At 68.5% G+C, this 12,176-nt stretch carries 11 protein-coding genes; 2 read left to right on the top strand and 9 right to left on the bottom strand.

Annotated features, from left to right (window positions below):
• Positions 1-3 precede the first annotated feature (3 nt).
• From ACFWUR_RS07120 to uvrC, 6 genes are all read right to left on the bottom strand, one after another.
• Entirely contained in the window at positions 4-1,218 is a 1,215-nt protein-coding gene (locus ACFWUR_RS07120; protein ID WP_378903197.1) for a phosphoglycerate kinase, read from the bottom strand.
• 5 nt (positions 1,219-1,223) lie between these two features.
• Positions 1,224-2,240 (bottom strand): type I glyceraldehyde-3-phosphate dehydrogenase, encoded by a 1,017-nt coding sequence (gap, locus tag ACFWUR_RS07115; protein WP_378903195.1) that lies wholly within the window; start codon positions 2,238-2,240, stop codon positions 1,224-1,226.
• A 215-nt stretch (positions 2,241-2,455) separates the two neighbouring features.
• Positions 2,456-3,439, bottom strand: coding sequence for a DNA-binding protein WhiA (whiA, locus tag ACFWUR_RS07110; protein ID WP_056810477.1), 984 nt, complete (start codon positions 3,437-3,439; stop codon positions 2,456-2,458).
• Positions 3,430-4,476, bottom strand: coding sequence for a uridine diphosphate-N-acetylglucosamine-binding protein YvcK (gene yvcK, locus ACFWUR_RS07105; RefSeq protein WP_378903191.1), 1,047 nt, complete (start codon positions 4,474-4,476; stop codon positions 3,430-3,432). The genes whiA and yvcK overlap by 10 nt, the downstream gene beginning before the upstream one ends.
• Positions 4,473-5,429, bottom strand: coding sequence for an RNase adapter RapZ (gene rapZ / locus ACFWUR_RS07100; RefSeq protein ID WP_378903188.1), 957 nt, complete (start codon positions 5,427-5,429; stop codon positions 4,473-4,475). Before rapZ ends, yvcK begins: the two co-directional genes overlap by 4 nt.
• 121 nt (positions 5,430-5,550) lie before the next feature.
• Positions 5,551-7,551 (bottom strand): excinuclease ABC subunit UvrC, encoded by a 2,001-nt coding sequence (uvrC, locus tag ACFWUR_RS07095; RefSeq protein WP_378903185.1) that lies wholly within the window; start codon positions 7,549-7,551, stop codon positions 5,551-5,553.
• Between the two features lie 169 nt (positions 7,552-7,720).
• Between uvrC and ACFWUR_RS07090 the strand changes: the two genes are divergently transcribed.
• Complete coding sequence (locus ACFWUR_RS07090) at positions 7,721-8,134, top strand: hypothetical protein (RefSeq protein WP_378903182.1); 414 nt, start codon at positions 7,721-7,723, stop codon at positions 8,132-8,134.
• A 206-nt stretch (positions 8,135-8,340) separates the two neighbouring features.
• On the opposite strand, the gene ACFWUR_RS07085 is transcribed toward ACFWUR_RS07090, so the two are convergent.
• Positions 8,341-9,033 (bottom strand): HAD family hydrolase, encoded by a 693-nt coding sequence (locus ACFWUR_RS07085; protein ID WP_378903179.1) that lies wholly within the window; start codon positions 9,031-9,033, stop codon positions 8,341-8,343.
• Between the two features lie 168 nt (positions 9,034-9,201).
• Here ACFWUR_RS07085 and ACFWUR_RS07080 point away from each other — a divergent pair, with 168 nt between their 5' ends.
• Complete coding sequence (locus tag ACFWUR_RS07080) at positions 9,202-11,154, top strand: gamma-glutamyltransferase family protein (RefSeq protein WP_378903176.1); 1,953 nt, start codon at positions 9,202-9,204, stop codon at positions 11,152-11,154.
• A 49-nt stretch (positions 11,155-11,203) separates the two neighbouring features.
• On the opposite strand, the gene ACFWUR_RS07075 is transcribed toward ACFWUR_RS07080, so the two are convergent.
• Positions 11,204-11,689, bottom strand: a complete 486-nt coding sequence (locus tag ACFWUR_RS07075) for a PH domain-containing protein (RefSeq protein ID WP_378903173.1) — start codon at positions 11,687-11,689, stop codon at positions 11,204-11,206.
• A 2-nt stretch (positions 11,690-11,691) separates the two neighbouring features.
• Complete coding sequence (gene ribH / locus ACFWUR_RS07070) at positions 11,692-12,168, bottom strand: 6,7-dimethyl-8-ribityllumazine synthase (protein WP_378903170.1); 477 nt, start codon at positions 12,166-12,168, stop codon at positions 11,692-11,694.
• Positions 12,169-12,176 lie beyond the last annotated feature (8 nt).

Below are 12,176 nucleotides of genomic sequence, written 5' to 3'. Positions count from 1 at the left end.
CGTTCAGCCCTCCAACACCGAAATACCGGGCAGCTCTTTGCCTTCCAGGTATTCCAGGGACGCGCCACCACCGGTGGAGATGTGCGAGAAGCCGTCGTCGGGCAGGCCGAGGGTGCGCACGGCAGCCGCCGAGTCGCCGCCGCCGACAACCGTGAACGCACCCTTGGAGGTGGCTGTCACGATGGCTTCGGCGACACCACGGGTGCCCGCGGCGAACGCGTCGAACTCGAACACGCCCATCGGGCCGTTCCAGAACACCGTCTTCGCCTCGGTCAGCAGCGCGGAGAACCGCGATACCGACTCGGGGCCGATGTCGAGGCCGAGCCAGCCGTCGGGGATCTCGGTCGAGGCGACGGTCTCGGTAGCGGCGTCGGCCGAGAACTTGTCCGCCACCACGATGTCGACCGGCAGGTGCAGCACGTCGCCGAAGCGCTCGAGCAGATCCTTGCAGGTGTCGATCATCTCGGTCTGCAGCAGCGAGCCACCGACCGGAAGTCCTTGCGCGGCAAGGAAGGTGAAGCACATGCCGCCGCCGATCACCAGGGTGTCGACCTTGGGGGCCAGCGCCTCGATGACAGCGAGCTTGTCCGAGACCTTGGAGCCACCGAGCACCACGGCGTACGGGCGGGCGGGGTCCTGGGTGAGCTTGCGCAGCACCTCGACCTCGGCCGCGACGAGCGTGCCCGCGTAATGCGGCAGCACCTGCGCCACGTCGTAGACCGAAGCCTGCTCGCGGTGCACCACGCCGAAGCCGTCGGAGACGAACGCGCCGTCGTCGCCGACCAGCTCGACGAACGCCGCGGCCAGCTTGGCCCGCTCCGAGTCGTCCTTGCTGGTCTCGCGCGGGTCGAAGCGCACGTTCTCGAGCAGCAGCACGTCGCCGTCGGTGAGGCCTTCCGAGCGCGAGAGCGCGTCGTAGCCCACTACGTCACCGGCCAGCTGCACATTGCGGCCCAGCAACTCGGCCAGCTTCGCCGCCACCGGGGCGAGCGAGAACTTGGCATCGGGCTCGCCCTTGGGGCGGCCGAGGTGCGCCATCACGACCACCTTGGCACCGGCGTCGACCAGTGCCTGGATGGTGGGCACCGAGGCGATGATGCGGCCCGGGTCGGTGATCTGGCCGTTGTCGTCGAGGGGAACGTTCAGGTCGGAGCGCACGAGCACGCCCCGGCCTTCGACACCCTCGGCCAGCAGATCCTGCAGTGTCTGAACTGTCATCGCGTTCAGAGCGACTTGCCGACGAGATCGACCAGGTTGGCCAGGCGGTTGGAGTAGCCCCACTCGTTGTCGTACCAGGAGACGACCTTGACCTGGTTGTCGATGACCTTGGTCAGCGGCGCGTCGTAGATCGACGAGTGCGGGTCGGTGACGATGTCGCTGGACACGATCGGGTCGTCGTTGTACTTGAGGATGCCCTTCATCGGGCCCTCAGCGGCGGCCTTCATCGCGGCGTTGATCTCCTCGATGGTGGCGGGCTCGGCCAGGGTCGCGGTGAGGTCGGTGACCGAGCCGGTCGGGACCGGAACGCGCAGCGCGTAACCGTCGAGCTTGCCCTGCAGCTCAGGGAGCACCAGCCCGATGGCCTTGGCCGCACCGGTGCCGGTGGGCACGATGTTCAGAGCCGCGGCGCGCGCACGACGCAGATCCTTGTGCGGCGCGTCCTGGAGGTTCTGGTCCTGGGTGTAGGCGTGAATGGTGGTCATCAGACCGTTCACGATGCCGAACGAGTCGTTGAGGACCTTCGCGATCGGACCGAGGCAGTTCGTGGTGCACGAGGCGTTGGAGATGATGTTCTGGCTGCCGTCGTACTTGTCGTCGTTGACGCCCATCACGATGGTGATGTCGTCACCGGTGGCGGGCGCGGAGATGATGACCTTCTTGGCGCCGGCGGACAGGTGGCCCTTGGCCTTCTCGGCGGCGGTGAAGATGCCGGTCGACTCGACGACCACGTCGACGTTCAGGTCGGCCCACGGCAGCGCCGAGGGGCCTTCCTTGATCGCGAGCGCCTTGATGCGCTGCTCGCCGACCACGATGGTGTCGCCCTCGACCGAGACGTTCTGCGGGAGACGACCCAGGATCGAGTCGTACTTCAGCAGGGTGGCGAGGGTGTTGATGTCGGTGAGGTCGTTGACCGCGACGATCTCGATATCGGTCTCGCCGACGGCCTTCAGCGCCTCCACCGCACGGAAGAAATTACGTCCGATACGACCGAAGCCGTTGATACCTACCCGGACAGTCACGTTATCGCTCCTCAGCTTTCAAGCGGATTCATTCCGACCTCAACCACAGTAGTAGCCACGCCAGCCTTCACGACAGCCACCTGTGAGTTGTGAGGTCCCCGGCCTCAGGCCTGCGGAGCCCCCAGAGTAAAGGGCAGAGCGGTCAGGGATGACCGCTCTGCCCTAATCGTCGGATTCGCCACACCTTTCGGCGCGTTGTCCTGTCCGAGTTCCTACTACGCGTCGTCGAGCAGCTCCGCTGTCACCGCGGACTCGGTATCGGGGATGCCGAGATCCTTGGCGCGACGGTCGGCCATCGACAGCAGCCGCCGGATCCGACCCGCGACAGCGTCTTTGGTCATCGGGGGTTCGGCCAGCTGACCGAGTTCCTCGAGCGAGGCCTGCCGGTGCTGTACCCGCAGCCTGCCCGCCGCGGCGAGATGCTCGGGAACGTCGTCGGCGAGGATCTCGAGCGCCCGCTCCACCCGCGCCGCCGCCGCCACGGCCGCGCGCGCCGATCGACGCAGGTTCGCGTCGTCGAAGTTGGCGAGCCGGTTGGCCGTGGCCCGTACCTCGCGGCGCATCCGCCGCTCTTCCCAGGTGAGCCTGGTGTCCTGCGCACCCATCCGGGTGAGCAGCGCGCCGATCGCCTCACCGTCGCGCACCACGACGCGATCCGTGCCGCGCACCTCCCGCGCCTTGGCGGTGATGCCGAGCCTGCGCGCCGCGCCGACCAGCGCCAGTGCCGCTTCCGGACCGGGGCAGCTCACCTCGAGCGCCGAGGAACGCCCCGGCTCGGTGAGCGAGCCGTGCGCGAGAAACGCGCCACGCCACGCCGCTTCGGCGTCACCGATGCTGCCGCCGACGACCTGCGCGGGCAGCCCGCGAACGGGACGTCCGCGCACATCGAGCAAGCCGGTCTGGCGCGCCAGCGCCTCGCCTTCCTTCGATACCCGCACAACGTAGCGGGAGGTCTTGCGTAGCCCGCCCGCGCCGAGAACGTGCACGTCGGAGCCGTATCCGTATAGTTCGAAAATCTCTCTGCGCAGACGGCGGGCGATGGACCCCATGTCCACCTCGGCTTCCACGATCACCCTGCCCCCCACGATGTGCAGACCGCCCGCAAACCGCAGCAACGCCGACAGCTCCGCTTTACGCGAGCTGACCTGCGATACCACGAGCCTGCTCAGCTCGTCCTTCACCTCGGCTGTCATCGCCACGAGACGCGCTCCTTTCCCACCGACCCGGAACGCACATCTGCCACACTGTGTCGTCCCTCGACTCGAAGCCCTGCCAGTTGCGACCGCGGCGACCGGATCAGTTGATCCAGTGCGGCGGCAAGTTTTCCGGGATGATGCCGATCCGTTCCCGGCTCGGCGACATCGCAGAACGTTACCCGTGCACGCAACTGTTCGGCGGCTCTTGCCACATGTTCCCGTTGCCGCCCCTCGGGCACCGACGCCGAGTCGACGAGCACATCGTCGACCGCGAAATCCGGTGCGTGCTGGGACAATACATGCAGATGACGCTCCGCGGAAAAGCCGGCGGTCTCGCCCGGCTCCGCGGCCAGATTCAGAACAAGTACTTTTCGTGCCTCGGTGCGCACCAGCGCCGCGTGCAATTGCGGCACCAGGACATGCGGAATGACGCTGGTGAACCACGAACCAGGTCCCAGCACAACAACATCCGCGTCTTCGATGGCGCAAGTCGCTTCCGGGCTGGCCGGCGGATCGGACGGAATCAGCCGCACCCGCCGGACATTACCCGGCGTGGTCGCCACCGCAACCTGGCCGCGCACGCGACGACCGATCCGCGGATCCGATTCCAGGCCCGACACCTCGGCCTCGATATCGAGCGGAATCGGCGACATCGGCAGCACCCGGCCGGTGATCCGCAGCAAGCGTCCCACCTCGTCGAGCGCGGCCACCGGATCGCCGAGGACATCGGTGAGCCCGGCCAGGATCAGATTGCCCACCGAGTGTCCGGCGAGCGCGCCGGTGCCGCCGAAGCGGTGCTGCACCGCCGTGGCCCACACCCCGTCGGCGTCGTCGGCCAGCGCCGCCAGCGCCATCCGCAGATCTCCGGGCGGCAGCATGCCGAGTTCGGCGCGTAGTCGACCGGACGAGCCGCCGTCGTCGGCGACGGTGACCACGGCGGTGATCCGCCGCGTCAGTCTTCGCACCGCCGTCAACGTCGCGTACAGCCCGTGCCCACCGCCCAGCGCGACGACGGCCGGGTCGGCGTCGGTTCCACTCATTCGCGCCCCAGATCCCGGTGCACGACGCGGACGACGTCCACCGCGGCGTCACCGGTATCGGCGCCGATGCGCTCGCCCAGCGCCTCTGCTACGGCGACGCTGCGATGCTTGCCGCCGGTGCAGCCCACTGCCACGGTCATGTATCGCTTCCCCTCTTGGCGGTATCCGGTCGTCGTCAGGCCGACCAGGTGTTCGCCGGTCCGCAGGTAGTCCTGCGCGCCGGGCCTGGACAACACGTAGTCGCTGACCACCGACTCCTGTCCTGTGTGTTCCCGCAATTCCGGGATCCAATGCGGGTTGGGCAGGAATCGCACGTCCAACACCATGTCGGCGTCGAGTGGAACACCGTACTTGAAGCCGAACGACTGCAGGGTCAGTTGCAGTGCCGCCGGCGCGCCCGCACCGTAGGCCTCCTCCAGCTTGCGGTGCAACTGGTGGATCGACAGCTCGGTGGTGTCGATGACGAGATCGGCGGCGCCCTTGACCGGGGCGAGCCTGGCTCGCTCGGCGGTCAGACCGGCCGACAACGTCCCGTCCGGGCTGTCGCTCTGCAGCGGATGACGGCGCCGGGCGAAGCCGAACCGCCGGATCAGCACATCGTCGGAGGCTTCGAGGAACAACACCCTGGTGCGAATGCCCGCGGCACGCAACTGCTCGGTGACACCGGAGAGCTCACCGGTGAAGAACCGACTCCGCACGTCCATGACCAGCGCGAGCTGCCGGATCGGCGGGTCGGCCGCGGCGCCGAGCTCGATCATCCGCCCGATCAATTCGGGCGGTAGGTTGTCGGTCACGTACCAGCCGAGGTCCTCGAGCACGCGCGCGGCAGTGCCGCGGCCCGCGCCGGACAAGCCGGTCACGATGACCACTTCTACTGGTTGCTGTGTGTCGGTGACCGTCCCGGACTGACCGGGTGCTGCCCCCGCTTTGTTGTTCGATTCGACGCGTGTCATGTCCTACCGGATCCGTTTCTGGGTGCCTTTCGATCATCCCGCACCGGTTCGGGTATCGGGCGCAGACACACAACGTACGGCACACGCAATGTTGCGTCTTGTGATCCCGACCCGTCGGCGGCTACGGACTGTTGAGTGCCGCGAGCACCGCTTTCGCCGTCGAGACCCCGATTCCGGGCACCGAGGTGATTTCCTCGACCGTCGCGTCCTTGATTCTGGCCACCGAGCCGAAGTGGGTGACCAAGGCTGTGCGCCTGGTCTCGCCGAGGCCGGGTACCGAGTCCAGCGCCGATGCGGTCATCCGACGTGAACGTTTGCTGCGATGAAACGTGATGGCGAAGCGGTGGGCCTCGTCGCGCACGCGTTGCAACAGGAACAGTGCCTCGCTGTTGCGCGGCATGATCACCGGGTCGACTTCGCCGGGCACCCATACTTCTTCGAGGCGCTTGGCCAGGCCGATCACCGCGACGTCGGTGATGCCGAGTTCGTCCAGGACCTCGGCCGCGGCGGCGACCTGCGGTGCGCCGCCGTCGACGACATAGAGGTTGGGCGGGTAGGCGAAGCGGCGTGGTCGGCCGGTGGTGGGATCGATGCCGGGGCGTGAGGCGGGTTCGTCGACCTCGTCGGGTTCGATCTCGACGGGTTCGATCTCGACGGGTTGTTCGCGGTCGCGGGCCAGGCGGGCGAAGCGACGGCGGGTCACCTCGGCGATGCTGCCGACGTCGTCGGAGCGGCCGTCGCCCGCGGCTTCCTTGATCGCGTAGTGGCGGTAGTCGGACTTGCGGGCCAAGCCGTCTTCGAAGACCACCAGCGAGGCGACCACGTCGGTGCCCTGCACGTGGCTGATGTCGACGCATTCGATCCGCAGCGGAGCGCTGTCGAGCTCGAGCGCGTCTTGAATGTCTTGTAGCGCTTGCGATCTCGAGGTGAGGTCACCGGCGCGGCGGAGCTTGTGCTGGGCCAGCGCCTCGGCGGCGTTGCGCTGCACCATCTCGGCGAGCGACTTCTTGTCACCGCGCTGCGGGATGCGCAGCGAGACCGCGGAGCCGCGCATCTCGCTGAGCCACTGCCCGACCTCCTCGGCGTCGGCGGGCAGTTCGGGCACCAGCACTTCGCGCGGGACGACGATCGCGGCATCCCCGTTCTGGTCGGCCATGGCGGCCTGTTCGCCGTAGAACTGGGTGAGGAACTGTTCGACCAGGGCCGCGAGTTCCGTGCCCGATTCCGCGACATCGAGGGCGTCGCCGGATTTGTCGACGACCCAGCCACGCTGGCCGCGCACGCGTCCGTCGCGAACGTGGAAGATCTGGACCGCGGCTTCGAGTTCGTCGGTGGCGAAGGCGATCACGTCGGCGTCGGTGCCGGTGCCGAGCACGACGGCCTGCTTCTCGAGTGCGCGGCGCAGTGCCTGCACGTCGTCGCGCAGACGGGCGGCGTTCTCGAAATCCAGATCTTCGGCGGCCTCGTGCATGCGGCGTTCGAGCGCGCGCACCATCTTGTCGGTCTTGCCGGAAAGGAAGTCGCAGAAGTCCTCGACGATCTGGCGGTGCTCGTCGGCGCTGACCCGGCCCACGCACGGCGCGGAGCATTTGTCGATGTAGCCGAGCAGGCAGGGGCGACCGATCTGACTGTGCCGCTTGAAGACCCCGTTGGAACAGGTACGGGCGGGAAACACCCGCAGCAACAGGTCCAGGGTCTCCCGGATGGCCCAGGCGTGGGCGTAGGGGCCGAAGTAGCGCACGCCCTTCTTGCGGGCACCGCGGTAGACGAACAGCCGGGGGTACTCCTCGTTGAGGGTTACCGCGAGCACCGGGTAGGTCTTGTCGTCGCGGTAGCGCACATTGAACCGCGGATCGAATTCCTTGATCCAGTTGTACTCGAGCTGCAGCGCCTCCACCTCGGTGGACACCACCGTCCACTCGACAGCGGCCGCCGTGGTCACCATCTGCTTGGTGCGCGGATGCAGCGAGTACACATCGGCGAAGTAGGAATTCAGCCGACTGCGCAGGCTCTTCGCCTTGCCGACATAGATGACCCGCCCGTGCACGTCCCGGAACTTGTACACACCGGGTTCGACGGGAATCGTGCCCGGCGCCGGCCGGTAGGTTGCGGGATCTGCCACCCATCCAGCCTAGCCAGGCGCTCCGACAGGTCCGCACCGCCGAGGCTCGCGCAGTGGCCCGCCGACCGGGCAACGTCGAAGTACGCCGGTCTCGTCAGGCGCGCGAGACCGACCGGGAATCGGGCTGTGTAGCGTGGGTGCGCGGATCCTGCGCCTGAAAGGACGTCCGATGAGCAACGCAGCTGCCCTGCCCCACACCGGCGACGACCTGTACGACGACGAGGCGACCCCGCACGGGGTCATGCCCGCCGCGGTGCGCGGGGCTCGGCTGATCGCGGCGGTCGCCGCCGCTGTCGGGGTGGTGCTGATCGTGATCACGGTGGCGCTGGGCGGCTCGCTCGGCGCGCTGCTCGCCGGGTATCTGCCGAGCTTCGCCCTGGTCCCGCTGGTGTTGTTGTTCGGGCAGGGCCGTGATCTGGTCCGCAAGGCCGCGATCGGGGTCGCGGTGCTGGCATTGCTCGTGTCCTCGACGGGCATCCTCACCGGACTGCCGCCGGGCGTGGTCGGCGTCGTCGCCAACGGCGCGGTCGCCGGGATGCTCCTGCGTCCTTCGGCCCGCGCCTGGTTCACCCGCGAGCGCTGACCCGCACATCGACTGGGCGATCGGCAGGACCTGGGTCGGCCGAGCTGCGGGCGTTCCCAGCGCGATGAATGCATCGCCGCTCCCGGGAGTTTCCCAGTCGGCCGTGATCGTGCCGTTCCTCGACGTGGACAGCCGGCGAGGCGGTCGAGCGCAGGGAGCCCCGCCGGGTCGAGCCGTTCACCCCACGACACCCGACAGCGTTGTCGTCAGTCGGCGGTCCGGATGCCGTGTGCGGCGAGTGCGTCGATGAGGGCGCGCGGGCGATCGGTGGTGGGGACCGCGTCGACGAGGGCGAAGCGAGCGCCGAGCGTGGTGGCGCCGCCGTCGGCTTCGGTGCTGTCACCGATCATGAGGACCCGTGCGGGGTCGACGCCGAGGCGATCGATGGCGTCGCGGAAGATCCGCGGGTTCGGTTTGATGGCGCCCACTTCGTAGGACAGGGTCATCGCGCCGATCAGGTCCGTCCACCCGTGTTTCGCGAAGGCGGGGCGGATGTCGAAGGCGATGTTGCTGACGATGCCGACCGGAATACCCTGGGCGGCAAGCGATTCCAGGACCGTTCCGGTGTCGGGGTACGGGGTCCAGGTGAGTGGGTCGATGAGGCGTTCGTACAGGCGTGTCGCCTGGGCGTCGGGGACGCCGGAGCCGCGCAGCACTTCCAGGTAGGCGTGCCGGTGCAGGGCGGGGTCGAGATCGCGGTTGTCCCAGGCGTGTTGGCCTGCCGCGTCGAAGGTCATGAACTGTTCGACCGGGGCCGTCATCCGCCGCAGCACTTCGGCTTTCGCCGCGACGTCGAACGGTGCTCCGTCGTCGCCGACGAGTTCGTCGGCCCAGGTGCGGTCGTCCTCCAAACGGAAGACCGTGCCCGAGTAGTCGAACAGCACTGCGTCGATGTCCATGTCAGCCAGGGTAGCCAGGGGCCGGCCGGGCGCCTGGCGGAATTCGGTCGCAGAACCCAGGATTCGCGTGCACGTCATCCGCGTGTCGCCGTCGTGGCCGGAGTCGGCGGTGGGCATCCGGGCGGAAAAAGATCGAATCGTGTCGGCACGGCGCGTTACCCTGCCTGTATGACGCCAAGGCGACGGACGTGGATCGGGGCCACGACGGCCGCAGTGCTCGCGGTGGGGGTACTGGCCGGTTGTTCGACAGATGAGAAGACGGCTGCCGAGTGTACGAGCACGCCCAACGGCACTCCGGTGTCCGCGGCGCCCGCCACCGGTGGGGGTGCGCCGACCTCGCAGAACCTCAGCACCAACCCCGAGATCGCATCGGGATACCGCGCGGAGATGACGGCGGTGCGCACCACCACCTACGCGGTGTCGACCGCCAATCCGATCGCCACGGAGGCCGCCTGCCGGGTGCTGCGGGCGGGCGGCACCGCCACCGACGCGCTGGTCACCGCGCAGGCGATGCTCGGACTGGTCGAACCGCAGGCGTCCGGCATCGGCGGCGGTGCGTTCTTGGTGCATTACGACGCGAAGTCGCGCACGGTCGACACCTATGACGGCCGCGAAACCGCGCCCGCCGCGGCCACCGAGAACTATCTGCGCTGGGTCAGCGATACCGACCGCACCGAGCCCGCGCCGAACACCCGCGCCAGCGGCCGCTCGATCGGCGTGCCCGGGGTGCTGCGGATGCTCGAACTCGCGCATCGAGAACACGGGATGAGCGCCTGGAAGGAGCTGTTCGATCCCGCGATCAGCCTGTCCGACAGCGGTTTCGAGATCAGCCCGCGACTGGCCGGGCAGATCGCCGAATCCGCGAAAGACCTGGCCGCCGACGAGGCCGCGCGCGGCTATTTCCTCGAACCCGACGGATCGCCCAAGAAGTCCGGCACCGTCCTCACCAATCCGGCGCTGGCGAAAACGCTGTCCGCGATCGCGACCGACGGTGCGGATGCCTTCTACAGCGGCGCCATCGCCCAGGACATCGTCGAGGCAGCGGGCAGCACCGCGGGTGGGCGCACGCCGAGTTCGCTCACCACGTCCGATCTGGCGAACTACGAGGCCAAGAAGCGCACGGCACTGTGCACCGGCTATCGCAAATTCGAGCTGTGTGGCATGCCCGCACCGTCGTCGGGCGGTAGCACCGTGGCCGCGACGCTGGGCATTCTCGCCAACTTCGACCTGCCCGCGATGGGCCCCCAGGAACTCGACGCCAACGGCGGGCGCCCCGACGCGCAGGCCGTGCACCTGATCGCCGAGGCCGAGCGACTGGCCTACGCCGACCGCAACAAATACGTCGCCGACCCGGATTTCGTTCCGCTGCCCGGCAATTCAGCTCTCGCGCTGGTCCACCCGCAGTATCTCGCGGAACGGTCGACGCTGATCGACCCCCAGCGCAGCATGGGCACCGCCCAGCCCGGCAACCTCGGCCCGGTGCCCCTCGGCAACGGCCCGCAGCCGCCCGAGCACGGCACCAGCCACATCTCGGTCGTCGACAAGTACGGCAACGCCGCCGCGATGACCACCACGGTCGAATCGGCGTTCGGGTCGTTCCATCTCGTCGACGGGTTCGTCCTCAACAATCAGCTCACCGACTTCGCCGCCGACCCCGTCGACCCCGACGGCACCCCGGTGGCCAACCGTCTCCAGCCCAACAAGCGTCCGCGAAGTTCGATGGCCCCGACCCTGGTGTTCGATCGAAACGACCAGGGCGACCGTGGCGAGCTGAAGCTCGTCACCGGTTCACCCGGCGGTTCGGTGATCATCCAGTTCGTGGTGAAGACACTGGTCAACACGCTGGATTGGGGCCTCGATCCGCAACAGGCAGTGTCCGGGGTGTCCTTCGGGGCAGGCAATACGCCCGTCACCGGCATCGGCGGTGAACACCCCGCTGTCGACGCCACCGACAACGGCGACCGCGATCCGCTGGTCGAAAAACTGCGCGCGATGGGTCACCAGGTGTCGGTCGCGCCGCAGTCCAGCGGGCTCAGCGCGCTGCAGCACAACGGTAAGGACGGCTGGATCGGCGGCGCGGATCCGCGACGCGAGGGAGCGGTCCTCGGCGACACCCGCTGAGCGGTGGGCGCCCGCGCTCACCCTCCGCGGGGCATGGCGGGCGCCCGCCTCAGTCCCACGGGGCGTAGCGGGCGCCGAGTTCGCGCACCCGCTCGATGGCGTCCGCGGCGTGCGACTTGTCGTTGGACCGGATCGCCAGCAGCGGGACGTAGTCGTCGTCGGCCAGTTCCAGGCGTGCCCACGACTTGCGATCGGGGAACGACACTCCGCGGATGTAGGCCCACGGGTACACCTGCTCCCCGAGGATGTTGCGTACTGCCACGCCTGGACTACCCGCTCGCACACGCGGGCGGGTGAGCATCAGTACGGCGCCCGCGCCGAGCACCCCGATCAGAATCATCGCGACCTGATCGGCGACCCGGAAGTTCACCCCGGTCGACCCGGTCCGCAGCAGCAGCCCACCTGCCGTGAAAGCGACCACGATGACGATGGCGACCACGATGGCGGTCCGGGTCGCGCGGCGCGGACGCACTTCGAGTTCCCAATCCGTGTCGGGCTCAGGAGCACCGCGCCGCCACGTACGCACCACCGGCACGGCTACGCCGATCGCAGCGCGCGCAAGGTGAGCGCGGCGTCGAGTGCGGCGGCACAGGCCTGCTCGCCCTTGTCCTCCGCCGAACCGGGCAGCCCGGCCCGATCACGAGCCTGGTCCTCGTCGTCGGTGGTGAGCACACCGTTGGTGACCGGGGTCGCCGCGTCGAGCGACACTCGGGTCAGCCCGGCCGTCACCGCGTCACACACGTACTCGAAATGCGGTGTGCCACCACGGATCACCACACCCAACGCCACCACGGCGTCATGGGTGCGGGCCAACTCCTGCGCGACGACCGGCAGTTCCATCGCCCCGGCGCAGCGCACCACGGTCACATGCTCGACGCCGGCCTCTTGTGCCACGCGCTCGGCATTCGCCACGAGGGTGTCGCAGATCTCGGTGTGCCAGCGCGAGGCGACGATGCCGAGTTTGATGTCTTTGGCCTGAGCCAAGGCGAAGGTCGGAACACCTGTGCCGCTCATCGTTGCCG

The organism is Nocardia sp. NPDC058633 (assembly GCF_042717045.1).
Taxonomy (GTDB): Bacteria; Actinomycetota; Actinomycetes; order Mycobacteriales; family Mycobacteriaceae; genus Nocardia.
This window is presented reverse-complemented; position numbering and strand designations above follow the sequence as displayed.